The sequence below is a fragment of the Modestobacter italicus genome (genome assembly GCF_000306785.1).
In the GTDB taxonomy this organism is placed as follows: domain Bacteria; phylum Actinomycetota; class Actinomycetes; order Mycobacteriales; family Geodermatophilaceae; genus Modestobacter; species Modestobacter italicus.
This window is the reverse complement of the sequence record NC_017955.1, coordinates 373,962-400,355: the sequence shown is the minus strand read 5'-3', so window position 1 is coordinate 400,355 and position 26,394 is coordinate 373,962. Positions and strand designations below refer to the sequence as shown.

Sequence of the window (26,394 nt, the reverse complement as noted above, 5' to 3'; positions counted from 1 at the left end):
CAGGGGTGCGGTCACCCGTCCGTGCGCCGGTCGGGTGGTGACCAGCGGCGTGATCACCGCCGATACTGGGGCCGTGCCCCCTCCGCGCCTGCACTTCCTCGGTCACTCGACGGTGCGGGCGGAGCTGGGCGGGAAGACCGTGCTCACCGACCCGCTGCTCACCGTCCGGCTGGGCCCGCTGCGCCGGGTGGTCGCGCCGCTGGCGCCCTCGAGCTGGGCCGGCGTCGACCTGGTGGTCGTCTCGCACCTGCACAACGACCACCTGCACCTGGCCTCGCTGCGGCTGCTCGGCCGCAGCACGCCGATCGTCGTGCCGCGCGGTGCCGGGCGGTGGCTGACCCGGCACGGCTTCACCGCGGTGGAGGAGCTGGCCCCCGGCGAGAGCCTCACCGACGGCGGGCTCACCGTCACCGCCACCCATGCCGACCACGCCGCGCACCGCTGGGGGCCGCGGCTCACCCACGGCCCGCACGCCCCGGCGGTCGGGCACCTGCTCTCCGGCGGCGGGACGACGGTGTACGCGGCCGGCGACACCGACCTCTTCCCCGGCATGACCGACCTCGGCGCCGCGGGCATCGACGTCGCGCTGCTGCCGGTGTGGGGCTGGGGCCCCTCGCTCGGCCCCGGCCACCTGGACCCGGCCGGAGCGGCCGCGGCGGTGCAGCTGCTCCGCCCGGCGGTCGCCGTCCCGGTGCACTGGGGCACCTTCGCCGTCGCCGGGCTGACCTCGCTGCCCAGCCCCTGGCGGGCCCGGATGCGCGCGCTGCTCACCGAGCCGCCGCGCCGGTTCGCGGCCGCGGTCACCGCCGGCGGACCAGCGACGCACGTGGCGCTCACCGCGCCCGGGTCGGCGGTCGTGCTGCCCTCGCCGGTGGACTCCGAGGGTGCGGCGTGAGCTCGACCACCGCGCTGGCCGCGAGCTGGACCGACGGCAGCTCGCTGGGCTATCCGGTCCTCTTCGGCGGGGTGCTGCTGGGCTCCGTCGTCCCGGTCGTGCCCACCGGTGCGGTGGTCGGCGCCGCCGCGGCGGTCGCGCTGACCACCGACCACCTGTCGCTGCCGCTCGTCGTCCTGCTGGCCACGCTGGGCGCCTTCGCCGGCGACGTGATCACCTTCAGCATCTGCCGGTTCGGTGGCCCGGCCGCGGTCCGCTGGGTCGCCCGGGGCCAGCACGCCGACCGGATCGACGAGGTGCGCGAGCAGTTCCGCCGGCACGGCTGGCAGATCGTCGTCGTCGGCCGGCTGCTGCCCGCCGGCCGGATCCCGGTGCTGCTGGCCGCCGGCGCGCTGGCCTACCCGTGGCGGCGGCTGCTGCCGGCGTCCCTCGCCGCGGCGCTGGTCTGGGCGGTCGCCTACGCGCTGCTCGGGGTGGTCAGCGGCGGCATCTTCGACTCCCCGCTGATCGCCACACTCATCGCCACCCTGCTGGTCCTGCTGGTCGGCGTCGTCCTCAACCTGGTCTCCACCCACCGCAAGCGCCACCACCCCGCCGCACCCCTGCCGGGTTCGGCGCCGAACCCCGCCCAGGTTTCGGCGCCGAAACCGTCGGAGGACGACGACGCGCTTTCGCGCGCGAAAGCGCACAGGGACGACGGCGCGCGGTGCGAGCGGCCGTGAGCGAGGGCCGCTCGCCCGGCCGGGTGCTGCGGACCGGCCGGACGCTGGCCCGCGTGGTGCTGGTGTGGGCCTTCGTGACCGGCGCGCTGATCGTGCTCGACGCCTGGCTGTCCGGGTTCGCGATGACGTCGTGGTGGCAGCCCCCGGTCGCCGCGCTGCTGCTCGGGGTGCTGGCCGCGGTCGGCTGGCCGCTGGTGATGCGGGTGGCGCTGCCGGTCGCGTTCTTCACCCTCGGCCTGGGCAGCTTCCTGATCATGGGCGCCGGGGTGCTGGCGATCTTCTACGCGATCCCCGGCGTGCAGGTGCACTCGTTCCGGACGAGCGTGGTCGTGGCCGTGGTCATGGCCGCCATCGCCGGGGTCATCAGCAGCGTGCTGGCGGTGAACGAGGACGAGGTCTTCTTCCGCCGCGCCCGCCGCCGCGGCGCCGGCGACGCCCCGGGCGAGCGCGTCCCGGGCGTGGTGTTCCTGCAGATCGACGGGCTGGGACACGCGGTCGCCCGGCGCGCCGTCCGGGACGGCTCGATGCCCACCCTCGCGGCGTGGTTGCGCGCCGACACCCACGTGCTGCGGGCCTGGCACACCGACTGGAGCTCGCAGACCGGCGCCAGCCAGGCCGGCATCCTGCAGGGCTCGAACTCCGACATCGTCGGGTTCCGCTGGTACGACAAGGAGCGCGACCGGGTCGTCTCGGTCTCCCACCCCGAGGACGCCGCCGAGATCGAACGGCAGCACTCCGACGGCCGCGGGCTGCTGGCCGGCGACGGCGCGGGGCGCGGCAACCTGTTCACCGGCGACGCCGCGCACGTCTCGCTGACCATGAGCTCGCTGGCCGTCGTCGTCGGGCGGGGGTCGCGGCGGGAGCGCCGCAGCCGGGACCGGATCGGCGCCGGCTACTACACCTACTTCGCCAACCCGGTGAACGCGCTGCGCACCCTCGGCGTCGCGCTGGTCGACGTCTACCGCGAGCTGGCCGCGGCCGCCCGGCAGCGCCGGGCCGACGTCCGGCCGCGGGTGAAGCGCGGCGGCATCTACCCGCTCGCCCGGGTCGGGTCGACGGTGTTCATCCGGGACGTCGTGGTCAACGCCGTCCTGGAGGACATGCTGGCCGGGCGGCCGGTCGTCTACGCCGACTTCGTGGGCTACGACGAGGTGGCCCACCACTCGGGGATCGAGCGCTTCGACACCCTCGAGGTGCTGCGCAGCATCGACCAGCAGATCGGCCGGCTGGCGCGGGCGGCCCAGCTGGCGCCCCGCCCCTACCACCTGGTCTGCCTGTCCGACCACGGGCAGACCCAGGGCCAGACCTTCGCCGAGCGGTTCGGCGAGACCGTCGAGCAGCTGGTCGGGCGGCTGTGCGGCGCCGTCCCGCCCGAGCCCCGGCGCCGGCTGCTCGGCCTGCTCCCGCCGGCCCCGGTGAGCGACAGCCGGCGGCCGGCCGAGTCCTGGCAGGTGACCTCCGCCCTGGCCGAGAGCGGCGGGCTGATCTCCCGGCGGCTGCGCGACCGGGTGGCCCGGGCCGGCGCGGCCGAGGAGGTCACCCCGGTCGGCGAGGCCGGCGCGGTCACCCGGGTCGCGCCGGGCGTCGTGGTCAGCGTGTCCGGGCACATGGGCCAGATCTGCTTCGCCGACCTGCCCGGCCGGGTGCCGCTGGAGACCATCGAGCGGCGCTGGCCGCACCTGCTGCCCGCGCTCGTCGACCACGCCGGCATCGGGTTCCTGCTCGTGCACTCCGAGGAGTTCGGCCCGGTGGTGCTCGGCCGGGACGGGCTGCGCCGGCTGCGCACCGGGGTGGTGATCGGCGAGGACCCGCTGACGCCCTACGGCGAGCACGCCGCCGCCCTGGTCGCCCGGGTGTCGTCGTTCGCGCACTGCCCCGATGTCGTGCTCAACAGCCGCTACGACCCGGTCACCGACGAGGCCTCGCCGTTCGAGCCGCACGTGGGCTCGCACGGCGCGCTGGGTGGCCCGCAGCAGCACGGGTTCCTGGTGCACCCGCGGGAGTTCGGCGACCCGGGCGAGGTGGTCGGCGCCGAGCAGCTGCACCGGGTGCTGCGCGGCTGGCTGACCGGCCTGGGGCACCCCGAGCCGCTCGGGACGCCGGCCGAGGTCGGCGTCGGCTGAGCGGGCGGGTCAGCCGACGCCGATGCTGATCACCGGGGTGGCCCGCGGGTCCAGCCAGCGCATCAGCTGCTGCAGGACGGCGCGGTCGACGGACACGCAGCCGGCGGTGGCCGAGCCGTTGCCGATGTGCAGGAAGAAGGCCGACCCGGCGCCGCGGACGACGGGGGCGCGGTTGTAGTCGATGACCACCGCGTTGTCGTAGACGGCGCCGGCCGCGTAGAGGTTCTCCCCCGCCCGCTCGTCGAAGGGGCAGGAGCCCGCCGCGCAGCGCGCGGGGGTGTTGTAGAGCGGGCTGCCGGCGTCGGACACCCACCAGTCGGAGCGGTCGACCTGCCGGTAGGGCAGCGCCGTGCCCGGGTTGCCGGCCCGGCCGAATGCCGTGGTGAGGGAGAACGTGCCGGCCGGGGTCCGGGTCGAGGACTCGCTCGCCTGGCCCACCCCGCCGCTGCCGACCCGGGCCGGCACCGGGCCGAGGACGGCGGACCAGCCCGCCGGGCCGCGCTGCCAGGCCGTGACGGTGGCGGTGGTCGAGGTGGCCGAGGGCGCGACCACGGTGATCACCTGGTTGCCCGGCGGCGTGGCCCCCAGCGGCAGCGTCGCCCCGACGACGACCGCGCCACCGCCCGGGGTCCAGCTGATCGAGCCGTGCTGGAAGTCCTGCGCCCGCCCGCCCGGGACGGCGTACTCGTCGCTGACCGGGAAGCCGAGGGCCGAGTTCTCCCAGCCGGCCATGGCCCAGCGGTCCCGGATGGCGCCGTACAGGCCGTGCGCGCCCGTGGCCGGCGACCAGTACACCGAGCCGCCCTGGAAGTGGTTGTACCGGCCGAGGCCGTTCGGGGTGCCGAGCTCGTCGGTGGTCGGCAGGCCGAGGGGCCCGGCCTCCCAGCCCAGCGCGCCGTACCGGTCCCAGATCGAGCCGCCGACCTGGTGCGCGCCGGTGCCGGCCGACCAGTAGACGGCCCCGCCCTGGAACAACCCGTACCGCCCACGACCGTTCGGCGTGCCCCGCTCGTCGCTGGTCGGGTAGCCCAGCGGGCCGGCCTCCCAGCCGAGCGAGGACCACCGGTCGCGGATCGCCCCGCCGACCGCCCACGCGCCGGTGGCCGGCGTCCAGTAGATCGACCCGCCGGCGAAGACGTTGTACCGGCCGTAGCCCGACGGGGTCGCGAGCTCGTCGGTCAGCGGCCCGCCCAGCACACCGGACGGCCCGCCGAGAGCCGCGTAGTGGACGCCGATGGAGCCGCCCACCTGGCGCGTCCCGCCCGCCGGAGAGGGGTAGGCGGTCGCCGAGGCGCTCGGCGTGCCGAGGCCCACGACCGTGACCAGCAGGACGGCCAGCAGCGCCGTCAGCCGGGCGAGCCGGGCCCGCGCACGGCGGGCCGGTGGGGTCGCACTCATCTGTCGCTCCCGCGTCGTCCGGTCCGGTCGGCAGGAACCTAGGTCGGCGTGACCACCCGGGGCGGCAGCCCCGCACCGGCGGCACCCCACCGCTCCCACCGGTCCCACCCAGCGCACCGGTTCACCGCCCGCGCGGTCACCGGAGGGTGGCCCCGGGAGGTTGCCTCGGGAGGTTGCCCCGCCCGGCCGGAGCCGTCACTCTGGCCCGAAGGCCGCGTGAAGTTCATGTGAACGACGCCCCGGCGAGGTGCAGGAGGTGGTCAGCGTGCTCGACAGTGGCGGGATGCGACCTGACGCCCGCGCATGGTTCGAACACCGCACCACGTCGGCCACCTCCCTGGCCGAGATCGACGTCCCCGCCCTGCTGTCGGCCAAGCGCCGCGGTGGGCACCGGGTCAGCGTCGTCCTGCCCGCCCGCGACGAGGAGGCGACCGTCGGCGTCCTCGTCCGAGATCTCGTCGACCGCTGGGTGACCGCCGTCCCGCTGGTCGACGAGGTCGTCGTCATCGACTCCAACTCCAGCGACCGGACGGCGGAGGTCGCCCGGGCGGCCGGCGCCGAGGTGGTCGCGGCGGCCGACGTCCTCCCCTCCCACGGCGACCGCCCCGGCAAGGGCGAGGCGTTGTGGAAGTCGCTGGCCGCCACCACCGGCGACCTGATCGTGTTCATGGACTCCGACCTGCTCGGCGACGTCAGCCACTACGTACCGGGGCTGCTCACCCCGCTGCTGACCGACGCGCGGGTCGACTACGTCAAGGGCTGCTACACGCGCCCGCTGAGCATCGACGGCGAGCACCGCCCGGCCGGCGGCGGCCGGGTCACCGAGCTCACCGCCCGCCCGCTGCTCAACGCGCTGTGGCCGGAGCTCGCCGGGTTCGTCCAGCCGCTCGGCGGGGAGTACGCCGGTCGCCGCTCGGCCCTGGAGCAGGTGCCGTTCGTGTCCAGCTACGGCGTCGAGGTCGGGCTGCTGATCGACCTGCTGCAGGTCTGCGGTCTGTCCGGGCTGGCCCAGGTCGACCTGGGCACCCGCACGCACTCGCACCAGAGCGACCAGGCGCTGGGCACGATGGCCGGGCAGATCGTGAACACCCTGCTGGCCCGGGCCGAGCGGGGCCGGCACGGTCGCCGCCTGGAGCCCGGTGGGCTGCTCACCCAGTTCAGCCACGACGGGGAGCGGTTCGTCCCCATGAGCACCGCGGTGGCCGTCGACCAGCGGCCGCCGATGGCGACCGTGGCGGAGTACGCCCTGCTCCGGGAGGCCGGCGAGGGCGTCGTCGGCTGACGCCGCCGGGAGCATCGCAGCGAGCGCCAGCGAGCGAGGAGCGGACCGGCGGCGGAAGCCGACCCGTGCCTTAGTCGGCTGACGCCGCCGGGAGCATCGCAGCGAGCGCCAGCGAGCGAGGAGCGGACCGGCGGCGGAAGCCGACCCGTGCCTTAGTCGGCTGACGCCGCCGGGAGCATCGCAGCGAGCGCCAGCGAGCGAGGAGCGGACCGGCGGCGGAAGCCGACCCGTGCCTTAGTCGGCTGACGCCGCCGGGAGCATCGCAGCGAGCGCCAGCGAGCGAGGAGCGGACCGGCGGCGGAAGCCGACCCGTGCCTTAGTCGGCTGACGCCGCCGGGAGCATCGCAGCGAGCGCCAGCGAGCGAGGAGCGGACCGGCGGCGGAAGCCGACCCGTGCCGTCGTCGGGTGACGCCGCCGGGGGTGACCTCGAACAGGTGAGCCGCGTGCCCGGGTGGGTGAACCCGGTGCACCAGGTGTCAGGACGGCGGGGCTGCCGGTCGATGGAGCGGCATGAGGCTCCTGACCGCTCCCGTGCTCCAGCAGGTCCAGCTCCGCTACGAGGTGCTCGGCGACGCCGGCACCGGGCGGCGGGTCGGGCTGCAGGCCGACGTCGTCTGGGTGCACCCCACCTGGGGTGAGCTCCCGGCCGACGACGCCTGGTCCGCGGCCGGTCGGGCCGGGCTGCAGGGCGTGCTGCGGCGGTGGCTGCTGACGCAGGCCTGCCGGGACGCCGCCGCGTTCCCCGGCACGGTCGTCGTCGGCGTCCGGCTGCCGGTCGGGCTGGTCGCGGCCGGGACCTTCGCCGACGACGTGGCCGACGCGCTGGCCGCCGGCGGCCTGCCGCCGGAGCGGCTGGTGCTCTCCGTCTCCGAGGAGCTGCTGCGGCACGAGCCCGCGAGCGTCCTCCCGGCCCTGGGTGCGGTGCAGGCCACCGGGGTCCGCGTCGCGCTCCCCGGCGCGCGGACGCCGGACGTGCTGGCCGGTGGTCTCACCGCCGCCCAGGCCGCCGCGCTGCTCGCCCCACAGCCCGCCTGAGCCGCAGGTCAGGCCAGCGGGGAGTCGTCCAGCGCAGCCCGCAGGTCGGCCGGGGTGTCGTGGATCGAGATCGCGCCGGCGTCGCGCAGCTCGTCGTCCCCGAACCCGCCGGAGCGGACGGCGACCGCCGGCATCCCCGCGTTCTTGGCGGCCTCGATGTCCCACACCGAGTCGCCGACCAGCACGCTCGCGGCGTCCGGGGAGGCGCCGAGCTTCTGCAGCGCCACCTGCAGCAGGTCCGGCGCCGGCTTGGTGGCCTCGGCGTCCTCGCTGGAGGTGACCGCGTCGGCGAGGTCGCGGGCGCCGAGCAGCTCCACGAAGACGTCGACGTGCTGCGGCTTGCCCGAGCTGGCCAGCACCAGCCGGTGGCCGCGCTCCCCGATCGCCTGGAGCAGGCCACGGGCACCGGGCAGCGGGGCGACCTCGTCGATGAGCCGGTCGAACTCCGCCACCCAGCGGTCCCGCGCCTCGTCCCCGATCCGCGCCTCGACCTCGTCCCCGGCCAGCGCGGCGACCAGCTGGTCCCCGCCCATGCCGATCAGGCGGTGGATGCGCCACAGCGGGTACGTCTCGCCCAGGGAGCGCAGCGCGCGGTACCAGGCCAGGGCGTGCTGGTAGTTCGAGTCGACGAGCGTGCCGTCGACGTCCAGGACGGCGATCGTGGGTTCGGGCATGCGCAGGGCACTGCCCCGCCGGCGCCCCGCTCACCCGTCGTCCGCCAAAGGCGCGCCTTCGGCGGAGAACCGGTCAGTGCTGGTGCTGGAGCATGCCGCGGATGATCGTGCCGTCGCGCTGGTCCTGGTAGCCCTGGTTGACCTCGTCGAGGGAGTACCGCCGGGTGATGAGCTCCTCGACCTTGAGCGCCCCCTGCTCGTAGAGCCGGAGCAGCCGGGGGACGTCGCGGTAGGCGTTGCACATGCCGTACAGCGCGCCCTGGACCCGCTGCTCGAAGACGGTGGTGATGTTGCCCGGCAGCGCGACCGTGGTGTCCATCGTGTGGTCGGCCAGCCCGGTGAGCACCAGCGTGCCGCCCTTGCCCAGGCAGCGGTACGCACCGGCGGTGACCTCCGGGCTGGTGGTGCCGGTGGCCAGCACCACGACGTCCGCCCCGGTGCCCCGGGACAGCTCCCTGGCCAGCGACGCGGCCTCCTCGGTGCCGGCCACCGCGTGGGTGGCACCCAGCGTGCGGGCGAACTCGCGGCGGAACTCGACCGGGTCGACGGCGACCACCTGCGCGGCGCCGGCCATCGCCGCGCCCTGGACCGCGTTGCAGCCCACCCCGCCGGTGCCGACGACGACCACGACGTCGCCCTGCCGCACCGGGCCGGCGTTGACCGCCGAGCCCCAGCCGGTCGGCACGCTGCAGGCCATCAGCGCGGCGACGTCCAGCGGCAGGTGGGGCTCGATCTTCACGCAGGAGAACTCCGACAGCAGCGAGTGCTGGGCGAAGGCCCCGACCATGCAGAAGCCCCCGACCTCCGCGCCGTCCAGCCGGAAGGGCCAGGTGCCGTCGGGCAGCTGGCCGGTGCCGATGGTCGCGCCCAGGTCGCAGAGGTTGGACCGGCCCGAGGCGCACCACCGGCAGTGCCCGCACGCAGGCAGGAAGGAGGTGACGACGTGGTCGCCGGGCTGCACCGTCCGGACGCCCTCGCCCACGGCCAGCACCGTGCCGGCCCCCTCGTGCCCGCCGACGATCGGGTACCGCTGGCTCTCGAAGCGCAGGTGCTCGTCGGAGTGGCACAGCCCGGCGTAGGCCATCTCGACCAGCACCTGGCCCGGTGCCGGGTCCAGGACCTCCAGCTCGACGACCTCCCAGTCGCCGGGCCCGCGCAGCACAGCTCCGTGCGTCTTCATCGATCGTCTCCGGGTCAGCAGGGGTGACCCGGACCACGCTAGGCGGTCCTCACCGGCGGGCTGACACCCGGTGCCAGCCCCGCCCGACGAGGGGTCGCGCGCACCGGAGGGCCAGGTGCGGCACGATCGACCACCGTGAGCGACGCCGACACCCGAGCCGACACCGCGACCGCCGACCCCGCCGGCTCGGCCCGCCCGGAGACCGAGGTGTGCCCGGGCTGCGGCGCGGTGATCGTCGCCGTCCCCGGTCCGGCCAGCCGTGTCCCCGGCGCGTCGGCGAGCTGCGCGGCGCTGTTCGAGGTGACCGTCCGCGGGCTGCGGGAGGAGGCGGCGCAGGACGTGCGGACCGCGGCCCTGCTGCAGCTGGCCACCGACGCCTACGCCGCCCAGCACCTCCAGGACGGCGAGCCGGCCGCAGCAGCGGTGCGGCTGTGCCTGTGGCTGGAACGCGGCACCGACCCGCTGCGCGCCGGTGAGCTGGCCGGGCGGGTGGACGACGCCGCGCCCCGGCTGCACTCCCGGCCGGCCCGCTGGACGACGACGGTGGCCGACCTGGCCGCCGACCTCGACGTGGTGGACCTGCCCGCGCTGGTCCCCTCGTGGGCCGACGCGGTGTGGGCCGACTGGGGCCCGGCGCACCCGGCCGTCCGCGCCGCGGCGGACGCCGTGCTGGCTGCGAGCCGATGAGTTACGGACGGTCCCGACTAGATTGTCCGGCGTGACCGCGGACAACGGAGGCCGCCGCGAGCGCCGCAAGGCGCAGACCCGGGCGGCCGTGCGCGAAACGGCGCAGCGGCTGTTCGCCGAGCGCGGGTTCGACGCGGTCACCATCGCCGACATCGCCACGGCCTCCGACGTCGCCGTCCAGACGGTGTTCAACCACTTCGAGACCAAGGAGGCGCTCTTCTTCGACGAGCGCACGCCGTGGGTCGAGCAGTCGGCCGCGGCCGTCACCGGGCGCCCACCCGGCACCGACCCGGTGCGCGCGCTGCGGGACTACCTGGAGAGCGACCTCGTCCGGGTGCTGGACCGGGAGTCGCGACCGGAGAACCGCGGCTACGTCGAGGCGCTGGAGGCCTCGACGTCGCTGCAGGCGCGGGAGCGGACCCTGGTCGAGCAGGCCGGCGAGCGGGTCACCGTGGCGCTCAGCACGGCGATCGCGCGGGGCGAGTGGTCGGCCGCGCCGGCGACCGACCCGGCCACGGCACGCGTGCTGAGCCGACTCGTCGCCGACCTGTTCATGGTCGCCGGCCGGGCGCTGGTGCTGGAGAACCGCCGGCTGGTGCTGATGGGCCAGCCGGACGGCCTCGACCTCTCCGCGGCCCGGAAGGCCACGGCCGGCACGCTGACCGAGCTGGAACGGTCCGCCCGCGGGCTGGCCGGACGGCTGCTCGACCCGGCCGGCGACCTCAGCGTCGAGGAGTCGCCCGCTCCGGGTCGGTGATCGGCAGCAGGACGTCGCCGACCAGGTGCTCCACCTGGGCCGTGGTCATCGGGGCGGTGCCGAAGCTGGTGTAGCGCTGCAACCACAGGGCCTGCAGCACCTGCCCGAGCAGCGCCACCCGCTCGTCGGGCAGCTCCCGGCCGCGGGCGGCCTCCCGGTCGGCGAGCTCGCGGACCGCGGCGGCCAGCGGGTGCACCAGGGCCTCGTCGAGCCCGGCCCGCAGCTCCTCGTCGTGCCGGGCGGCACCCACCAGGCTGGCGGCGGCCCGCTCCTCGCGGGTCAGCGCGTGCGTCCAGGGCCGGAGCAGCGCGCAGAGGTCGTCGGTCAGCGACCCGGTGTCCTCGGGCACGGCGACGAGGGTGGTGGTGCTCAGGGCGTGCCGGGCGAGCGCGGCCATGGTGGGCCAGCGGCGGTAGATGCCGGCCTTGCCCGCCCGGGCGCGCGCGGCGACCCGGTCGCTGTTGAGCCGGCCCCAGCCCTCGTCGGCCAGGATGTCCATCGCGACTGCGACCAACTGGCCGGACAGCTCGGTCGACAGCGGCCGACCCGGGGGGCGGGCGCCGGAGGTTCGCTGCGGCACGTCCGTGGTGGTCACCGTGCAATCGTTCCCTAGAAAGTGGAGCGACCACAACATGGGCGCGCATCCACATCGATTTCACAGCGCGCCGGTACCGCTTTGTCGGCGTTTCGGAACTGATCAGGCAGATGCCGCGGGCTCAACGTGCACACGCAGCGAGGCACCGTCGTCCGCCGTCCAGCCCTTCTCGGCGGCGGAGGCGACCATCGCGTCGAACTGCCCTCCCCAGTCCGCCGCACCCGCCTTCGGCTCCGCCGCGGCGCGCAGCGCGGCCACGTCGAGCACGCCGTTGTCGCCGTCGACCAGCCGGCCGAGCCCAGCGGCCTGCAGCGCCTGGTCCGCCTCCTCGTCGGTCACCGCCCCGACGGCCAGGTGTAGCCTGGTCAGGTCGTCCACGTCCACGACCTGGACCTCCGGCACCTCATCAGTGCCGCCCACCACCTCGACGATCATCTGTGCTCTCCTTCGGTCATGCGTGCCAGGGGAAGCGGGAGAAGTCGGCGGGCCGCTTCTCCAGGAACGAGTCGCGCCCCTCGACGGCCTCCTCGGCCATGTAGGCCAGCCGGGTCGTCTCCCCGGCGAACAGCTGCTGGCCGACCAGGCCGTCGTCGATCAGGTTGAACGAGTACTTCAGCATCCGCTGCGCGGTCGGGCTCTTGGCCACGATCCGGCGGCCCCAGTCCAGCGCGGTCGCCTCCAGCTCGGCGTGCGGCACCACCCGGTTGACCATGCCCATCCGGTGCGCGTCCTCGGCGGAGTACTCCTCGCCGAGGAAGAAGATCTCGCGGGCGAACTTCTGCCCGACCTGACGGGCGAGGTAGGCCGAGCCGAAGCCGCCGTCGAAGCTGCCCACGTCGGCGTCGGTCTGCTTGAACCGGGCGTGCTCCGCGCTGGCCAGGGTGAGGTCGGCGACGACGTGCAGGCTGTGCCCGCCACCGGCCGCCCAGCCCGGGACGACGCAGACGACGACCTTGGGCATGAACCGAATGAGCCGCTGCACCTCCAGGATGTGCAGCCGGCCGTTGGCGCCGTCGCCGGCCTCGTAGCCGTACCGGCCGCGCACCCGCTGGTCACCACCGGAGCAGAAGGCCCAGCCGCCGTCCTTCTCGCTCGGGCCGTTGCCGGTGAGCAGCACGCAGCCGACGTCGGTGCTCAGCCGGGCGTGCTCGAAGACGGCCAGCAGCTGGTCGACCGTCTGCGGGCGGAAGGCGTTGCGCACCTCGGGCCGGTCCAGCGCGATCCGCACCACCCCGGCGTCGACGGCCCGGTGGTAGGTGACGTCGGTCAGGCCGTCGAAGCCCGCGACGGGCTCCCAGGCCGAGGCGTCGAAGATCTCCGAGACGTCCGCGCGTGCACTCACGGCCCGAACCTATCGGCCGCCGCCGCGCCCCGCCGACCTGCTGCCCGGGCGCTCGTGCTCTGCTGCCTGGGAGGCAGCAGAGCACGAGCGCCGCCGGGCTGGTCTGATGGCGGCGTGGACCTGCGGATCGGCACGCTCAACCTCGCTTCCGGCCGGACCTCGGAGGGCCGCGCCGGTGACGCGGCCTCGCTGTCCGCCGCCCTCGCCGACGTCGACGTCGACGTCCTCGCCGTCCAGGAGGTGGACGTCGACCAGCCCCGCTCCGGCGGGGTGGACCAGCCCGCCGCCGTGGCCGCGGCGCTGGGCGCGACCGACTGGCGGTTCGCCGCGGCCGTCGCCGGCACCCCCAGCCCCTTCCGCAGCTGGACGCCGGTCGACCCGCCGGTGCTGCGCGGGTCGTGGGAGACGCTGACCGGCCCGCACTACGGGATCGCGCTGGTCAGCCGGCTGCCGGTGCACCGCTGGTCGGTGCTCGCGCTGGGCGCCGGGCGGGCGCGGCTGCCGCTGCAGGCGCCCGATCCCCGGACCGGGAAGACCCGGCTGTGGTGGTTCCCCGACGAGCCGCGGCTGGCGATCGCCGCCGAGCTCGACGGGTGCACCGTCATCTCCACGCACCTGTCCTTCGCCCCGCACACCGCTGTCCGGCAGCTGGTCCGGCTGCGGCGCTGGGCGGCCGACCTGCCCGGCCCGGTGCTGGTGGCCGGCGACCTGAACCTGATCGGGCCGCTGCCGGCGCGGGTCTTCGGCGGGCAGCGGCTGGTCAGCGAACCGACCTACCCCTCCCCTGCGCCCCGGGTGCAGTTCGACCACGTGCTGGGCCCCGCCACGGTGCAGGCCGCCCGCCCGGAAGTGCGCCAGCTCGGGCTCGGCGACCACCGCCTGGCCACCGTGACGGTCACGACCACCTGACCGGTCTCGGCGCCGAGACCGGCAGAGGGTTCGGCGGCGAACCCGGCACGGGTTTCGGCGCCGAAACCGGTTCAGAGGGACGCTCCTATGACGCGTCAAGCGGTGGCCGGTGGTGATTCGAGGCGGCGGTAGAGCTCGCGGGCGATGTAGCGCTTGAGGCAGCGTTTGATCTCGCGGTCGGTCTTGCCTTCGGCGCGGCGGCGGTCGGCGTAGGCGCGGGTTCGTTCGTCGCGTTGCAGTCGGCTGAGGACGACGGTGTGCAGGGCGCGGTTGAGCTGGCGGTCCCCGGAGCGGTTGAGCCGGTAGCGCACGGTCTTGCCCGAAGACGCCGGGATCGGGGCGGCGCCGGCCAGCATGGCGAAGGCGGCGTCGTCGCGGCAGCGGCCGGGATGGGACCAGGCGGTCAGCACGGTGGCGGCCACGATCGGGCCGACTCCGGTCAGCTCGAGCAGGTCCGGCCGCCAGGTCCGCACGATGGCGCGGATGGCCTTCTCATGGTTGAGGGCTTCGGCCTCGAGGAAGCGGATGCGGCCGGCCAGCTCGTGCAGCACGGTCAGCGCGGTAACCGTCTCGATGTCACCACTGCAGGCGCCTGGGCGCAGCCTGGCGGCGGTGCTGATCATGGCGCGGGTGGTCTGCCCGCGGAACCGGGCGCGCACCGGCTCCGGGGCGGTGATGACCATCGCCAGCAGCTGCCGCTGACCGGTGCTGGCGGCCTCCACAGCCGCTCGCCGGGCGGTCAGGCGCATCTGCAGCGCGGCCCGCTCGGCGCCGGTCTTGGGCTCGGCGAGTCGGGTGCGGGCCAGCGCATCGCGGGCGGCGCGTTCGGCGTCGATCGGATCGGACTTGGCGCCGGCCCGCCGGGCCGGCCGCTTGGGCCGGTCCAGCTCGACGACCATCTCCTCGCCGGCGGCCAGATGCCGGGCCAGACCAGCGCCGTAGCCACCGGCGCCCTCCATCGCCCAGGCCCGCAAGCCCGAGTGCTGCTCGGCCAGAGCGACCAACTCGGCGTAGCCGTCGGGATCGGCGGTGACCGTCGCGCGGGCCAGCACGCCACCGGTACGCGCATCGACGACGGCGGCGGTGTGGGTCTGGCTGTGGGTGTCGACGCCGATGACGACCTCGACCAGTTCTGCCAGCATGGACATGCGTTCTTCTCCTTGACCGGGGGGACGCAGCAGGTCCCGGTCCGGTGCGGAGATGGCAGGACTGTGATGAGACACGCCAGCGCCTACTGGCGGTCAAGCTCCTGATCAGGCCAACGTCTCCGGCCGGGCCGGTGCCGACAGCAGCAGGCGGACAAGTCCGGCCAAGGGCACAAAGCCAGTCAGGCGAAGGGTCACGCCCACTGCTGCCGACCGTCAGCCCATCACCGATGAACCGACCCGGCCAGCCTCACAGTCAGGCGAGGAGCGGGCGGAGGGTGGGGAGGGAGGCGGAGAAGCCGGGGTGCAGCTCGGGCAGCGCGGTCAGCGGCCACCAGTCGACGCCGACGCTCTCCTCGTTGAGCGCGAGGGCGTCCGGCTCCAGGTCGCCGGCGGGGGTGGCGAGCACGGTGGTGTAGCTCCAGCCGCCGTGGTCGTCGACGGACTCGGCGCCCAGGACGACGTCCGACCGGCGCAGCCCCAGCTCCTCCCCCGCCTCCCGCAGCGCACCGTCGACCGCCGACTCGGCCGGGTGCAGCGCACCACCCGGGGTGCCCCAGGTGCCGCCGTGGTGCGACCAGCCGACCCGCAGCTGCAGCAGCACCTCGATCCCGGAGGCGCCGACCCGGTGCAGCAGCAGGCCCGCGGCGCCGGCCAGCCCCCAGTGCCGGTGGCCGAGCGCGCAGGTGGTCCAGCCGTCGGTGGGCGAGCGGTGCAGCATCAGGCGGTGGGGAGGCCGCGGGCGCGGCGCGAGCTGATCACCCCGGTGTCGAACCCGGCCCAGTGCAGGCCGCCGGCGAACCGGGCGTGCTCGATCTTCAGGCAGCGGTCCATGACGACCTCGAGCCCGGCGCCCTGCGCGCGGGCGGCGACGTCCTCGTCCCACAACCCCAGCTGGAGCCACAGCGTGCGGGCCCCGGCCGCGAGCGTCTCGTCGAGCACCTCGGGCAGGTCGCTGGCCTTGCGGAAGACGTCGACCACGTCGGGGGTGCCGGGGAGGTCGGCGAGCGAGGGGTAGACCGGCCGGCCGAGGATGTCGCTGGCCCGCGGGTTGACGAACCAGATCTCGTACGGCGACGTCGACAGCAGGTACGTGGCGACGAAGTAGCTGGCCCGCGCCGGGTTGTCCGAGGCGCCGACGATCGCCACGGTCGACGTCCGGGCCAGGATCGCCTGCCGCTCGCGGGCGCTGGGGCCCTCCCAGGTGCGCACGTCAGACATCCTTCACCGCCGCGGCCAGCGCCTGGTCGAGGTCCCACAGCACGTCCTCGACGTCCTCCAGCCCGACCGAGATGCGGATCAGGTCCGGCGACACCCCGCCGGTCTCCAGCTGCTCCACCGACAGCTGGCCGTGCGTGGTGGAGCCCGGGTGGATGACCAGCGTGCGGGCGTCGCCGATGTTGGCCAGGTGGCTGCACAGCTCGACGTTCTCGATGAACCGGCGCCCGGCGTCCCGGCCGCCGACGACGCCGAAGCTGAACACCGCGCCGGGGCCCTCCGGCAGGTACCGCTGGGCGAGGGCGTGGTCGCGGTGGCCGGGCAGCCCCGAGTAGCGCACCCAGGCCACCCGCTCGTCGGCGTCCAGCCACTCGGCGACCCGCTGGGCGTTGGCCACGTGCTCGCGCATCCGCTGCGGCAGCGTCTCGATGCCCATCAGCAGCAGGAACGCGCTGTGCGGGGCGAGCGTGGCGCCGACGTCGCGCAGCTGCTCACTGCGCAGCTTGGTGAGGAAGCCGTACTCGCCGAAGTTGTCCCACCAGCGGATGCCGCCGTAGCTGTCGCTCGGCTCGGTCATCCCGGGGAACCGGCCGTTGCCCCAGTCGAAGGTGCCGGCGTCGACGACCAGCCCGCCCAGCGTCGTCCCGTGGCCGCCGAGGAACTTGGTGGCGGAGTGGATCACGATGTCGGCACCGTGCTCGATCGGCCGGCAGAGCCACGGGGTGGCGGTGGTCGCGTCGACCACCAGCGGCACGCCGGCGGCGTGGGCGACCTCGGCAAGGCCGGCGATGTCGGCGACGTCGCTGCCCGGGTTGGCCACCACCTCGGCGAAGACCAGCTTGGTGCGGTCGGTGATCGCGGCGGCGTAGTCGGCCGGGTCGTTGCCGCGGACGAAGGTCGTCTCCACCCCGAACCGGCGCAGCGTGACGTCGAGCTGGGTGATGGTGCCGCCGTACAGCGACGACGCGGCGACGATGTGGTCACCGGCGCCGGCCAGGGCGGCGAAGGTGAGGAACTCCGCGGCCTGCCCGGACGACGTCGCGACCGCGCCCAGCCCGCCCTCCAGCGAGGCGATCCGCTCCTCGAGGGCGGCGACCGTGGGGTTGGCGATCCGGCTGTAGACGTTGCCGTACTTCTGCAGCGCGAAGAGGTTGGCCGCGTCGTCGGCGGAGTCGAACACGAACGACGTCGTCTGGTAGATCGGCACGGCGCGGGCGCCGGTGGTCGGGTCGGGCGCCCCTCCCGCGTGCAGGGCACGCGTCCGGAACCCCCAGGTGCGGTCGGCCATCGTCGTCCTCTCGTCGGCTCGTGCCGAGTCTGCCCCCTCCCGCCGGTGGTTGCCGGAGCGGGGAGGTGGGCAGTCCGGTCGTGCACGACAGACGACGAGGGACGAGGAGTCCAGACGTGGCGAGTGGCGTGGCGAGTGTGTGGGTCCCGGTCGACGACATGGACCGGGCGCGGGCGTTCTACCGGGACACCCTGGGGCTCAGCGAGCAGAAGACGACCGAGGACTGGAGCGAGTTCGACGCCAACGGCCTGATGATCGGGCTCAACGCCCGCGAGGGCACCGGCCACTCGCACGGCGGGGCCGTGATCACCTTCCAGCCCGAGGGCGACATCGAGGCCGAGGTCGAGGAGCTCAAGGGCAGGGGCGTGGAGTTCTCCGGCGGCATCAGCGACCACCCGTGGGGCCGGATCGCCCCGTTCAAGGACACCGAGGGCAACGACCTGCAGTTCTACGCACCGCCGTCGTCCTGACCTGACCGCTGGTGGAGTGCCACGGCGCGGAGAACGCGCCCGTGGCACTCCACCAGCACAATGGCGGCATGACCACCGTGCAGCTGCGCCGCTACGACGTCGAACCCGGCCGGATGGCCGACTTCCTCGCCTGGTTCCCGGGCCTGGCCCCGGTCCGCGCGCAGTACGGCTTCCGGTTGCTGTTCGCCTACGCCGACGAGGCCAACGACACCTTCACCTGGGCGGTCGAGCACGACGCCGACGAGGCCGGGTTCCGCGAGGTCGAGGCCACCTACAACGCCTCCCCGGAGCGTGCCGCGGTGTTCGAGACCTTCCCGGCGTGCATCACCGACATGCAGATCGGCTTCGTCCGCCCGGTGCTGTGACGCCCGGCCGCTGAGGCCGCGACGCCTCAGGCCTCGCTGCCGCGCCCCGGTGCGCCGGCGAAGGCCTGCGCGACGTCCAGCCACCGGTCGGCGTCCGGGCCGACGGCGACCAGCCGCAGCGCCGCGCGCGGCCGGCGCTGCACCACCCGCAGGCAGAAGTCCAGCAGCGGTCCGGTGACCCGCTGCCCGGCGTCCTCCGGGCCGGCCGACCAGCGCGAGCCGTCGCCGCGGGTCAGCTCCACCCGGACCGGCGCCTCCGGCGCGGGCAGCCCGTGCGCGGTGAACGCGAAGCCCCGGGTGCGGACGCCGAGGTGGGCGACGTGGTCCAGCCGCCGGGACTCCTCCACCGGCAGGCCGAGCGCGTCCCGGACGTCGACGCCGTGCGCCCAGGTCTCCATCAACCGGGCGGTCGCCATCGACGGGACGCTCATCGGCGGCCCGAACCAGGGCAGCCGGACGCCGGGAGGGGCGGCGACCAGCGCATCGGCCAGCCGCCGCCGGCCGGTGCGCCACCGGTCCAGCAGCTCCGCAGCCGGGACGGCGTCCGCCGCGGAGGCCCCGCGGTCGCCACCGTCGGCCGGCAGGGCGGCGAAGGCCGCCGGGTCGGTGGCCGCGAGCAGGGCCACCTCGTCGGTCCAGGCCAGGTGCGCCACCTGGGCGGCGACGGTCCACCCGGCGGCGGGGGTGGGGCGGCCCCAGTCGGCCGGGGCCAGCCCGCTCAGCACCGTCTCCAGCGCCGCGCCCTCGTCGGCCAGGTCGGCCAGCAGCCCGGCGATCACGTCGCCGCAGCGATCCGCCGCAGCTCGGCGCGCTGGACCTTCGCCGACGCGGTCATCGGCAGCTCGTCGACGACCCGCCAGGACCGGGGCACCTTGAACGGCGACAGCCGGTCCCGGCAGTGCGCGGTCAGCTCCGCCGGGCTGGGGTCCCGCTCCCCCGCCGGGACGACGAAGGCCACCACCAGCTCGCCCCACCGCGGGTCCGGCACGCCGACCACCGCGGCCCGGGCGACGTCCGGGTGCTCGACCAGCACCTCCTCGACCTCCACGGGCGACACGTTCTCACCCCCGGTCTTGATCATGTCCTTGAGCCGGCCGACCACCCGGCAGGCGCCGGCCGGGGACATCTCCGCGAGGTCACCGGTGTGCAGCCAGCCGTCGGGGTCGATCGCCTCGGCGGTGGCGACCGGGTCGTCGAGGTACCCCCGGGTGATCCGCGCGCCGCGCACCCACAGCTCCCCGGGCGTCCCCGGGGGGACGACGTCGCCGTCCGGGCCGGCGATCCGGACGTCGGTGCCGGCCAGCGGCGCGCCGACGGTCTCCCGGCGCACCGGGTCGGGGTCCTCCGGCGAGGTCTGCAGCACCGCACCGCAGGTCTCGGTCATGCCGAAGGTGATCGACAGCCGGGCGCCGAACACCTGCTCCACCCGGTCGACGAACGCCGGCGTCACCGTCATCCCGCCGGTGAACAGCACCCGCAGGTCCGGCAGCGGCGGCGGGCCGGCGGCGGCCAGCAGGTCCAGCAGCGTCGGCGCGGCCGACAGCATGCTCACCCGGCGCTGCTCGAGCGCCTGCAGCACCGGCTCCGGCGCGAAGGGCAGCACCACGTGCTCGGCGCCCGCGCTGAGCGCGCCCACGACGCCGAGCACGTTGCCCGCGGTGTGGAAGAGCGGCATCGGGTTGCACCACACCCGCCCGGCGGTCGGGCCCAGCCGCTCGGCGAACGCCGCCCCGGTCGCGACCATCCCGGCGTGGGTGATCCGCACGCCCTTGGCCCGCCCGGTCGTCCCGGAGGTGAACTGCACCTGGGCCAGCGACTGCGGCTCGACGACGGGCAGCCCGCCGGGTGCCGCCCACGGCAGCGCCGCCCGCCAGTCGGTGCCGACGCGCAGCACCTCGACGCCGTCGACGGCGGCGCACAGGTCGGCCACCGGGTTGCCCGCCACCTCCTCGGCGGCGATCGCGAGCACGGCGCCGGAGAGCCGCAGCGCGTGCTCGACCTCGGCCGGCCGGGACCGCGGGTTGACCGGGACCAGCGTCATGCCGGCCAGCGCGACCCCGAGCTGGACCAGCACCGGCGCGGGCCCGTTGCCCAGGCAGGTGGCGATCCGGGCGCCGGGGTCGTGCCGGGCGAGCAGCCCGGCGGCGACCGCCTCGGCGTCGGCCAGCAGCTCGGCCGCCGTCCAGGTCTCCCCGGTGCCCGGGCTGGACAGCAGCAGGTCGGTGGGCCCACGCCCGACGGCCCGGCGGAGGACGTCCCCGAGGACGCCCTCCGCCGGGCCGGCGGCCGGCGCCCGCAGCTCGCTCACCACGAGTGCGGGCACCGGTCAGCTCCCGTAGGAGAAGGACTCCGCGCTGGGACCGCTGAGCTCGTCCACCAGCGCGAGCCCGGCCGGCGCGTTCGCGTCGACCTTGGACAGGTAGACGGTCGTGGTCGGCGACTGGCCCACCTCGGAGTAGTCCAGGCCGTCGGGCAGCAGGCCCTGGGTGTCGACCGAGGAGCTCTCGCGCAGCGCGGCGACGACGCCCTCCGGGGTCAGGTCCCCGGACTCGCAGGCCCCGTCCAGCGACTGCTTGAGCAGCTCGGCCTGCACGTAGGCCAGCGGGACCTCCCAGCCGATCGCGCCGTCGGGGTCGGCCTTCGCGTACAGGTCGTTGGCCGCCTTCACGCCCTCGGCGTCGGAGGCGTACGGCGCGACGCTGGTGATGCTGTAGGCGTTGGCCAGCAGCGCGTCGGCCGCCGGGGTGGTGAGCAGCGAGGGGTTGAACGTGGGGTTCATCCCGATGATCGGCACGTCCGCGCCCTGCGAGGCGAGGACCCCGGCCAGCGAGGCGAACTGGGTGGGCGCGGCGGCCAGCACGACGCCGGCGACGCCGGCCTGCGCCAGCGCGGACGCCTGCGCGGAGAGGTCGGTGGTCGCCGGGGTGATCTCCTGCGCCACGACCTCCAGGCCGCGCTCCTCGGCGGCGTGCTCGGCGCCGAGCAGGGCGTCGCCGCCGTAGTCGCCGGTGAAGTAGACGACGCCGACCTTCGAGCCCTCGGCCACGCCCAGCTCGTCGACCATGTAGTCGATGGCGTTGGCCGCCTCGATCGCGTTGGAGGCGCCGGGGAGCTGGTTGTTCTCGTACTGCAGCGCGGACCCGGCCCAGCCGACCCCGCCGACGTAGAGGTCGTCCTGCTCGGCCAGCGGCAGGACGGCGGCGCTCGTCGGGCCGCCGAGGACCTGCTGCAGCGCCACGACGTCGGGCGCCATGCTGCGGTAGAGGGTCACCGCCTTCTGCGGGTCGTAGCCGTGGTCCTGCACGTCGACGACGACGTCCCGGTCGCAGACACCGCCGTCGGCGTTGACCTGGTCCCAGTAGGCGTTGAACTCGGTGACCTGCACGGCCGCGCCGGCCGCGAACGGCCCGGAGAGGTCGGTGAGGACGCCGACGGTGATCTGGTCGTCGGTGACCCCGTTGCCGGTCTCCACCTCGTCCGCGCCCGAGCCCCCCGCGTCACTGCTCGACTCGCCCGGGTCGGTGGTGCTGCAGGCGGCCAGCACCAGCGCGGTGGCGGCCGCGAGGGTGAGGGCACGGGCGCGGGGCAGGTGCGTCATCGGGTGGTCTCCTTCGACCGTGATGGGGTGACCGCGGCCGGGCGGCCGACGTCATCGGTGCTGATCGGGTCGTGCGGTGCAGGGCCCGCCGCGGGTGGTGCGCTGCGGGAGGCGCGGTGCCGGAGCCGGCGCGCGGCGCCGGCGAGCCCACCGCGGAGGAACAGCAGGACGGCGATGATCGCCAGCCCGTAGACCATCCGGGACGCCGTCGAGGGGTCCAGCCCGCCGGAACCGGGCGCGGCCAGGAACGGCAGCGACCCGCTGTACTCGGCGAGCACCAGCGGCAGGGCGGTGACGAACAGCGCGCCGACGACGGCGCCGCCGACCGAGCCCAGGCCGCCGAGCACGATCATCACCAGGAAGTCGACGGACGCGGTGAGGCCGAAGACGTCGGGGGCGATCCGGCCGTAGGCCAGCGCCAGCATCGCGCCGGCCACCCCGGCGTAGGCGGAGGAGACGACGAACACCGACGCCTTGGCCCGGGCCACCGGGATGCCCATCGCCGCCGCGGCCGTCTCGGAGTCCCGGACGTTCGCCCACGCCCGACCGGTGCGGCCGGACCGCAGGTTGCCGGCCAGCCAGCAGCCGACCAGGGCCAGGACCAGGAAGAGGTACCAGAGCCGGTGCAGCCCCTCGAACTCGACGCCGGCGACGGCCAGGTAGTCCGGGTCGGAGTTGCTGAAGCTGAACCCGCCGAGGGCGAAGGACTCCACCGAGCGGCCGGTGAACCCGCCGGTCCACTGGTCCAGGTTGACCAGCAGGTGCCGGACGATGAAGACCAGCCCGAGCGTGGCCAGCCCCAGGTAGATGCCGCGGAGCCGGCCGGCGACCGGTGAGAAGGCCGCCCCCACCAGCGCGCTCACCGCCGCGGCGAGCACCAGCCCGACCACCGGGGGGAGCCCGGCGCCGCTGACCGTCGTCGTCGTCTCACCGGTGGACCAGGTGTAGACGTACGCGCCGATCCCGGCGAAGGCGGCATGCCCGAGGGACAGCTGACCGGCGACGCCGACCAGCAGGGTCAGCCCGACCGCACCGATGGCCGTGGCCATCACGAACAGGCCGGTCTGCAGCCAGAAGTCCGACAGCACCAGGGGCAGCGCGAGGGCGACCAGCACGAGCACCAGCCCGCCGATCCGGCGCGGGAGCTCAGACACGGACGGCCTCCTTGCTGCCCAGCAGGCCCGAGGGCCGCACGAGCAGGACGACGATCATGACGACGTAGGGGGCGACCTCGCCGAACCCGGTGCCGACGACGCCCGCGAGGTCGCCCTCGTAGCCGGTGACCAGCGCGCTGGTCAGCCCGATGATCAGCCCGCCCACGACGGCGCCCGGGACGGAGTCGAAGCCGCCGAGCACCCAGGCGGGGATCGCCGCGAACGCGCTGAGCGCGACGGTCGGGGCCACCCCGGGTGCGGGGAAGGAGGTGAGGAAGACGCCGGCGACGGCGGCGAGCACCCCGGCCAGGGCCCAGCCGGTCGCCGCGGTGCGGGAGAGCCGGATGCCCATCAGCGAGGCGGTCGGCCCGTCGGCGGCCGCGGCGCGCATGCCGACGCCCAGGTCGGTGCGGGAGAAGAGGTACCAGAGGGCGGCGAAGGCGACCACGGTGACGCCGGCCGCGATCACCCGGCCGGTGGGCAGCGAGACGTCCCCGATCCGGACCACCGAGGCACCCCACGGTGCGCCGAGGGTGAGCACCTGGTTGCCGATCCGCCGGGTCAGCTCGGTGAGCAGCACGATGTCGACGCCCAGCATCAGGATCGCCGCGGTGCCGGCGTTCTTGTCGGCCAGGTGGCGCACCAGCAGGGCGTTGATGAGCACCCCGCCCACGGCGGCCCCGGCCATGGCGACGAGCACCGCCGGCCAGAAGCCGATGCTCGTGTGCAGCACCGCGACGAGGTAGGCGCCGAGCAGCACCACCGCGCCGTGCGCGAAGTTGAGCACCCCGGTGGAGGTGAAGACGATCGCGAAGCCCGCGGCGATCAGGCTCAGCACCAAGCCGTAGGACAGCCCGTTCAGGACCTGCTCGAGGAAGTAGCTCATGCCGCAGCCGCCCCCAGGTAGGCCCGGACGACCTCCGGGTCGCGCTGCACCTCGGCCGGCGTGCCCTCGGCGATCTTCTTGCCGAAGTCCAGGACGGTGACCTGCTCGGCCAGGCCCATGACGAAGGGCATGTCGTGCTCGACCAGCACGATCGACAGGCCGAGGTCGCGGCGGACCTGGCGGATGGTGTCGGCCATGTCCTGCGACTCCCCGTGGGTCATCCCGGCCACCGGCTCGTCCAGCAGCAGCAGCGAGGGGCGGGCGGCCAGCGCCCGGCCCATCTCCACCCGCTTGCGGTCGCCGTAGGCCAGCGTGTGCACCGGGGTGCGGAGCAGGTGGCCGATGCCGAGCAGCTCGGCGATGCCGGCGACGGTCTCCCGGTGCTCGCGCTCCTCGCGGCGCACCCGCGGCGTGCGCCAGGCGCCCGAGACCACGCCGGACCGCATCAGCCGGTGCCGACCGACCAGCAGGTTGTCCTCGACGGTGTCCTCGAGGGCGAGGGAGATGTTCTGGAACGTGCGGGCCACGCCGAGCCCGGCCACCCGGTGCGCCGGCAGCGCGGTGAGCTCCTGGTCGCCGTAGTGGACCGTGCCCTCGGTGGCCCGGTAGGCCCCGCCGAGGACGTTGACCAGGGTGGACTTGCCGGCCCCGTTGGGTCCGATGAGGGCGTGCACGGTGCCCGGCTCGACGGTGAAGCTCACGTCGGACAGCGCGGTGATGCCACCGAACCGGACGGTCAGCCCCTCGACGCGCAGCTGCTGCGGCGGCTCGGCGGTCGGGATCTCCGGTTCGGCCACATCGACGGGCTCGGTGGCCACGACCGGAACGGCGACCCCCAGGTACCGCTCCTGCACCTCGTCGCTGGCCGCGAGCTCCGCGGCGGACCCGGCGGCGGTGACCCGGCCGACCTCGAGCACCGAGGCGGCGTCGGCGACACGCAGGCCCATCACCGCGTTCTGCTCGATCAGCAGCACCGCGGTGCCCTGCCGGTTGATCTCGGTGACGATCTCGCCGATCTGGTCGACCAGCAGCGGCGCCAGGCCCAGCGAGGGCTCGTCGAGCAGCAGCAGCCGGGGCGAGACCATCAGCGCCCGGCCCATCGCGAGCATCTGCTGCTGGCCGCCGGAGAGCAGGCCGCCGGGCTGGGCCCGCCGCTCGGCCAGGATCGGGAAGAGGTCGAACACCCGGTCGCGGGCCTCGGCCCGGGCCTTCGTGTCGCGCACCGTGTAGCCACCGGCCCGCAGGTTCTCCTCCACCGTCAGGTCGCGGAAGACGCGGCGCCCCTCCGGCACCTGCACCAGCCCCCGGCCGACGACGGCGGCGGTGTCCAGGCCGGCCAGGTCCTCACCGGCGAACCGGACGGTGCCGCCGGTGACCGTGCCGCCGTAGGGCTCCAGCGCCCGGGAGATCGCGCGCAGCAGGGAGGTCTTGCCGGCGCCGTTGGACCCGAGGACGGCCACGACCTGGCCCTCGTCCACGGTCAGCGAGACGTCGGACAGCGCGCTGATGGTGCCGTCGTAGACGACGTCGAGGTGCTCGACGGACAGCAGGGGCGGGGACATCGACGTCCTCCTGGTTCGGCCGGTGGACCCGATCGCGCTCATCGTGGTCCAGGTCACGCAAAAGCTAGAGAAAGTCTCGACGCGCGTCAAGAGACTGTCTAGCTTTGACCTCGCATCCGGCCCGCTGTGCTGGGATCAGCGGCCAGAACGGGGAGGCTCGATGAGCGCACTGCCGGCCGAGGAGGTCGGGGAACCGTCGGCGTCGCACGGCGCGCACCGGCCCCAGTCGCTGCTGCTCAGCTTCTTCGGCGCGCTCGTGGTGGACGCCGACCTGCCGCCGCTGCCCTCGGTCACCCTGCTCGACCTGCTGGCCGACCTCGGGGTCACCGAGGCGGCGGCACGCGCCACCCTGAAGCGGATGACCCAGCGCGGGTTGCTCACCCGGGGGCAGGTCGGCCGGACGGCGGAGTACGCCCTCACCCCGCTCGCCGAGGACGTGCTGCGCCGGGCCACCGAGCGGGTGACCTCGCCGGCGCCGTTCGAGCACCCCGAGGGCGAGTGGACACTGCTCAGCTACTCGGTGCCCGAGAGCCGCCGCGACCTGCGGCACCGGGTCCGCTCGCGGCTGACCTGGGCCGGGTTCGGCGGCCTGCGGGACGGGCTGTGGATCGCCCCCGGGACGGTCGACGTCGTCGCCGTCCTGGGCCGGTCCGACCTGGCCGACGTCGCCGGCCTGGCCGACGCCTTCGCCGCCCGGCCGCTGCCGGGGACCGACGTGCACCGGCTGGTGCACCGGGCCTGGGACGTGCCGGCCGTCCGCGCCGCGCACACCTGGTTCATCGACACCTGGAGCCGCCCGCCCCGGGTCGCCGGGTCGCTGGCCCAGCTCACCCTGCTCGGCGCCGACTGGCTCTCCCTGCTGCGCACCGACCCCGGGCTGCCCGCCTCCCAGCTGGGCCCGGCCTGGCCCGCCGCGGTCAGCAGCACCGTCTACCGGCGGGTCTTCGACGGCCTCGCCCCCGCCGCCCGCGCCGCCCTGGAACGCAGCCTCCGCACCCACGGCCACTGACCCCTCCCTCGGCCCGAGGGGGTCCCGCCGCCGAGTGGGCAGTTCTGGTCGTCGACACGCGCGGACACGCCGCGGCCGGCGACCACAACTGCTCAGTCG

At 75.1% G+C, this 26,394-nt stretch carries 27 protein-coding genes; 11 read left to right on the top strand and 16 right to left on the bottom strand.

The window, feature by feature from the left end; genetic code table 11:
• Window positions 1–73: 73 nt before the first annotated feature.
• From MODMU_RS01950 to MODMU_RS01940, 3 genes are read left to right on the top strand one after another with little or no spacing between them, the layout of a single operon-like run.
• Entirely contained in the window at window positions 74–895 is an 822-nt protein-coding gene (locus tag MODMU_RS01950; protein WP_014738471.1) for an MBL fold metallo-hydrolase, read from the top strand.
• The gene (locus MODMU_RS01945) at window positions 892–1,617 is read left to right on the top strand and encodes a DedA family protein (RefSeq protein ID WP_014738470.1); all 726 of its coding nucleotides are present in this window, start codon (window positions 892–894) and stop codon (window positions 1,615–1,617) included. Before MODMU_RS01950 ends, MODMU_RS01945 begins: the two co-directional genes overlap by 4 nt.
• Window positions 1,614–3,740, top strand: a complete 2,127-nt coding sequence (locus tag MODMU_RS01940) for a phage holin family protein (RefSeq protein WP_014738469.1) — start codon at window positions 1,614–1,616, stop codon at window positions 3,738–3,740. The genes MODMU_RS01945 and MODMU_RS01940 overlap by 4 nt, the downstream gene beginning before the upstream one ends.
• Before the next feature lie 9 nt (window positions 3,741–3,749).
• Here the strand turns inward: MODMU_RS01940 and MODMU_RS28975 are convergent, their stop codons facing one another.
• The gene (locus MODMU_RS28975; protein WP_014738468.1) at window positions 3,750–5,138 is read right to left on the bottom strand and encodes a L,D-transpeptidase family protein; all 1,389 of its coding nucleotides are present in this window, start codon (window positions 5,136–5,138) and stop codon (window positions 3,750–3,752) included.
• Between the two features lie 283 nt (window positions 5,139–5,421).
• On the opposite strand from MODMU_RS28975, the gene MODMU_RS01925 reads away from it, so the two are divergent.
• Together MODMU_RS01925 and MODMU_RS01920 are read left to right on the top strand one after the other, a co-directional pair.
• Window positions 5,422–6,420 (top strand): glucosyl-3-phosphoglycerate synthase, encoded by a 999-nt coding sequence (locus MODMU_RS01925; RefSeq protein WP_041795765.1) that lies wholly within the window; start codon window positions 5,422–5,424, stop codon window positions 6,418–6,420.
• Between the two features lie 511 nt (window positions 6,421–6,931).
• A complete protein-coding gene (locus tag MODMU_RS01920) occupies window positions 6,932–7,456 on the top strand; it encodes an EAL domain-containing protein (protein WP_041794858.1) in 525 nt (174 codons plus the stop codon).
• A gap of 8 nt (window positions 7,457–7,464) precedes the next feature.
• Here MODMU_RS01920 and MODMU_RS01915 read toward each other — a convergent pair whose 3' ends face one another.
• Window positions 7,465–8,130 carry an HAD family hydrolase gene (locus MODMU_RS01915; protein ID WP_014738464.1) on the bottom strand — a complete coding sequence of 222 codons (666 nt, stop codon included), beginning with the start codon at window positions 8,128–8,130 and terminating at the stop codon, window positions 7,465–7,467.
• Window positions 8,131–8,203: 73 nt separating this feature from the next.
• On the bottom strand, window positions 8,204–9,310 hold the full coding sequence (locus MODMU_RS01910) for an NDMA-dependent alcohol dehydrogenase (protein ID WP_041794857.1): 1,107 nt from the start codon (window positions 9,308–9,310) through the stop codon (window positions 8,204–8,206).
• A 135-nt stretch (window positions 9,311–9,445) separates the two neighbouring features.
• Here MODMU_RS01910 and MODMU_RS28025 point away from each other — a divergent pair, with 135 nt between their 5' ends.
• Together MODMU_RS28025 and MODMU_RS28845 are read left to right on the top strand one after the other, a co-directional pair.
• On the top strand, window positions 9,446–9,997 hold the full coding sequence (locus MODMU_RS28025; RefSeq protein WP_014738462.1) for a DUF5946 family protein: 552 nt from the start codon (window positions 9,446–9,448) through the stop codon (window positions 9,995–9,997).
• 31 nt (window positions 9,998–10,028) lie between these two features.
• A complete protein-coding gene (locus tag MODMU_RS28845; RefSeq protein ID WP_014738461.1) occupies window positions 10,029–10,754 on the top strand; it encodes a TetR/AcrR family transcriptional regulator in 726 nt (241 codons plus the stop codon).
• On the opposite strand, the gene MODMU_RS01895 is transcribed toward MODMU_RS28845, so the two are convergent.
• The 3 genes from MODMU_RS01895 to MODMU_RS01885 form a co-directional block, all read right to left on the bottom strand.
• Complete coding sequence (locus MODMU_RS01895; protein WP_231851744.1) at window positions 10,720–11,349, bottom strand: TetR-like C-terminal domain-containing protein; 630 nt, start codon at window positions 11,347–11,349, stop codon at window positions 10,720–10,722. The genes MODMU_RS28845 and MODMU_RS01895 overlap by 35 nt on opposite strands.
• Window positions 11,350–11,451: 102 nt before the next feature.
• Window positions 11,452–11,784: a hypothetical protein gene (locus MODMU_RS01890; RefSeq protein ID WP_014738459.1), complete on the bottom strand. Its 333-nt coding sequence runs from the start codon at window positions 11,782–11,784 to the stop codon at window positions 11,452–11,454.
• Between the two features lie 16 nt (window positions 11,785–11,800).
• Window positions 11,801–12,691, bottom strand: coding sequence for a 1,4-dihydroxy-2-naphthoyl-CoA synthase (locus tag MODMU_RS01885; protein WP_014738458.1), 891 nt, complete (start codon window positions 12,689–12,691; stop codon window positions 11,801–11,803).
• A 114-nt stretch (window positions 12,692–12,805) separates the two neighbouring features.
• Between MODMU_RS01885 and MODMU_RS01880 the strand changes: the two genes are divergently transcribed.
• Entirely contained in the window at window positions 12,806–13,600 is a 795-nt protein-coding gene (locus MODMU_RS01880; protein ID WP_014738457.1) for an endonuclease/exonuclease/phosphatase family protein, read from the top strand.
• Between the two features lie 95 nt (window positions 13,601–13,695).
• On the opposite strand, the gene MODMU_RS01875 is transcribed toward MODMU_RS01880, so the two are convergent.
• The 4 genes from MODMU_RS01875 to MODMU_RS01860 all read right to left on the bottom strand — a co-directional run bounded on the left by MODMU_RS01875 (window position 13,696) and on the right by MODMU_RS01860 (window position 17,251).
• The gene (locus MODMU_RS01875; RefSeq protein WP_014738456.1) at window positions 13,696–14,748 is read right to left on the bottom strand and encodes an IS110 family RNA-guided transposase; all 1,053 of its coding nucleotides are present in this window, start codon (window positions 14,746–14,748) and stop codon (window positions 13,696–13,698) included.
• Window positions 14,749–15,001: 253 nt separating this feature from the next.
• Window positions 15,002–15,466 carry an NUDIX domain-containing protein gene (locus MODMU_RS01870; RefSeq protein ID WP_014738455.1) on the bottom strand — a complete coding sequence of 155 codons (465 nt, stop codon included), beginning with the start codon at window positions 15,464–15,466 and terminating at the stop codon, window positions 15,002–15,004.
• Window positions 15,466–15,966 (bottom strand): CoA-binding protein, encoded by a 501-nt coding sequence (locus tag MODMU_RS01865; RefSeq protein ID WP_014738454.1) that lies wholly within the window; start codon window positions 15,964–15,966, stop codon window positions 15,466–15,468. The genes MODMU_RS01870 and MODMU_RS01865 overlap by 1 nt, the downstream gene beginning before the upstream one ends.
• A complete protein-coding gene (locus tag MODMU_RS01860; protein WP_014738453.1) occupies window positions 15,959–17,251 on the bottom strand; it encodes an O-acetylhomoserine aminocarboxypropyltransferase/cysteine synthase family protein in 1,293 nt (430 codons plus the stop codon). Before MODMU_RS01860 ends, MODMU_RS01865 begins: the two co-directional genes overlap by 8 nt.
• A gap of 128 nt (window positions 17,252–17,379) precedes the next feature.
• Here MODMU_RS01860 and MODMU_RS01855 point away from each other — a divergent pair, with 128 nt between their 5' ends.
• On the top strand, window positions 17,380–17,721 hold the full coding sequence (locus tag MODMU_RS01855) for a VOC family protein (RefSeq protein WP_197537372.1): 342 nt from the start codon (window positions 17,380–17,382) through the stop codon (window positions 17,719–17,721).
• Window positions 17,722–17,789: 68 nt separating this feature from the next.
• The gene (locus MODMU_RS01850) at window positions 17,790–18,086 is read left to right on the top strand and encodes an NIPSNAP family protein (protein WP_014738451.1); all 297 of its coding nucleotides are present in this window, start codon (window positions 17,790–17,792) and stop codon (window positions 18,084–18,086) included.
• Window positions 18,087–18,112: 26 nt separating this feature from the next.
• Here MODMU_RS01850 and MODMU_RS01845 read toward each other — a convergent pair whose 3' ends face one another.
• From MODMU_RS01845 to MODMU_RS26640, 6 genes are read right to left on the bottom strand one after another with little or no spacing between them, the layout of a single operon-like run.
• Window positions 18,113–18,865, bottom strand: a complete 753-nt coding sequence (locus tag MODMU_RS01845) for a TIGR03084 family metal-binding protein (protein ID WP_014738450.1) — start codon at window positions 18,863–18,865, stop codon at window positions 18,113–18,115.
• Window positions 18,862–20,409, bottom strand: a complete 1,548-nt coding sequence (locus MODMU_RS01840; RefSeq protein ID WP_014738449.1) for a class I adenylate-forming enzyme family protein — start codon at window positions 20,407–20,409, stop codon at window positions 18,862–18,864. Before MODMU_RS01840 ends, MODMU_RS01845 begins: the two co-directional genes overlap by 4 nt.
• A 3-nt stretch (window positions 20,410–20,412) precedes the next feature.
• On the bottom strand, window positions 20,413–21,684 hold the full coding sequence (locus MODMU_RS01835; RefSeq protein ID WP_014738448.1) for an ABC transporter substrate-binding protein: 1,272 nt from the start codon (window positions 21,682–21,684) through the stop codon (window positions 20,413–20,415).
• Window positions 21,681–22,838 (bottom strand): branched-chain amino acid ABC transporter permease, encoded by a 1,158-nt coding sequence (locus MODMU_RS01830; protein ID WP_014738447.1) that lies wholly within the window; start codon window positions 22,836–22,838, stop codon window positions 21,681–21,683. Before MODMU_RS01830 ends, MODMU_RS01835 begins: the two co-directional genes overlap by 4 nt.
• Entirely contained in the window at window positions 22,831–23,724 is an 894-nt protein-coding gene (locus MODMU_RS01825) for a branched-chain amino acid ABC transporter permease (protein WP_014738446.1), read from the bottom strand. Before MODMU_RS01825 ends, MODMU_RS01830 begins: the two co-directional genes overlap by 8 nt.
• A complete protein-coding gene (locus tag MODMU_RS26640) occupies window positions 23,721–25,286 on the bottom strand; it encodes an ATP-binding cassette domain-containing protein (protein ID WP_051143904.1) in 1,566 nt (521 codons plus the stop codon). Before MODMU_RS26640 ends, MODMU_RS01825 begins: the two co-directional genes overlap by 4 nt.
• A 160-nt stretch (window positions 25,287–25,446) precedes the next feature.
• Here MODMU_RS26640 and MODMU_RS01815 point away from each other — a divergent pair, with 160 nt between their 5' ends.
• Window positions 25,447–26,295 (top strand): PaaX family transcriptional regulator, encoded by an 849-nt coding sequence (locus MODMU_RS01815; protein WP_014738444.1) that lies wholly within the window; start codon window positions 25,447–25,449, stop codon window positions 26,293–26,295.
• Window positions 26,296–26,394 lie beyond the last annotated feature (99 nt).

Bases quoted from the DNA above. Each gene is read 5' to 3' on its own strand.
- MODMU_RS01825 (WP_014738446.1), bottom strand. From the start codon at position 23,724: ATGAGCTACTTCCTCGAGCAGGTCCTGAACGGGCTGTCCTACGGCTTG.
- MODMU_RS01835 (WP_014738448.1), bottom strand. From the start codon at position 21,684: ATGACGCACCTGCCCCGCGCCCGTGCCCTCACCCTCGCGGCCGCCACC.
- MODMU_RS01915 (WP_014738464.1), bottom strand. From the start codon at position 8,130: ATGCCCGAACCCACGATCGCCGTCCTGGACGTCGACGGCACGCTCGTC.
- MODMU_RS28975 (WP_014738468.1), bottom strand. From the start codon at position 5,138: ATGAGTGCGACCCCACCGGCCCGCCGTGCGCGGGCCCGGCTCGCCCGG.
- MODMU_RS01875 (WP_014738456.1), bottom strand. From the start codon at position 14,748: ATGTCCATGCTGGCAGAACTGGTCGAGGTCGTCATCGGCGTCGACACC.
- MODMU_RS01920 (WP_041794858.1), top strand. From the start codon at position 6,932: ATGAGGCTCCTGACCGCTCCCGTGCTCCAGCAGGTCCAGCTCCGCTAC.
- MODMU_RS01850 (WP_014738451.1), top strand. From the start codon at position 17,790: ATGACCACCGTGCAGCTGCGCCGCTACGACGTCGAACCCGGCCGGATG.
- MODMU_RS26640 (WP_051143904.1), bottom strand. From the start codon at position 25,286: ATGTCCCCGCCCCTGCTGTCCGTCGAGCACCTCGACGTCGTCTACGAC.
- MODMU_RS01910 (WP_041794857.1), bottom strand. From the start codon at position 9,310: ATGAAGACGCACGGAGCTGTGCTGCGCGGGCCCGGCGACTGGGAGGTC.
- MODMU_RS01870 (WP_014738455.1), bottom strand. From the start codon at position 15,466: ATGCTGCACCGCTCGCCCACCGACGGCTGGACCACCTGCGCGCTCGGC.
- MODMU_RS01865 (WP_014738454.1), bottom strand. From the start codon at position 15,966: ATGTCTGACGTGCGCACCTGGGAGGGCCCCAGCGCCCGCGAGCGGCAG.
- MODMU_RS01925 (WP_041795765.1), top strand. From the start codon at position 5,422: ATGCGACCTGACGCCCGCGCATGGTTCGAACACCGCACCACGTCGGCC.
- MODMU_RS01815 (WP_014738444.1), top strand. From the start codon at position 25,447: ATGAGCGCACTGCCGGCCGAGGAGGTCGGGGAACCGTCGGCGTCGCAC.
- MODMU_RS01860 (WP_014738453.1), bottom strand. From the start codon at position 17,251: ATGGCCGACCGCACCTGGGGGTTCCGGACGCGTGCCCTGCACGCGGGA.
- MODMU_RS01890 (WP_014738459.1), bottom strand. From the start codon at position 11,784: ATGATCGTCGAGGTGGTGGGCGGCACTGATGAGGTGCCGGAGGTCCAG.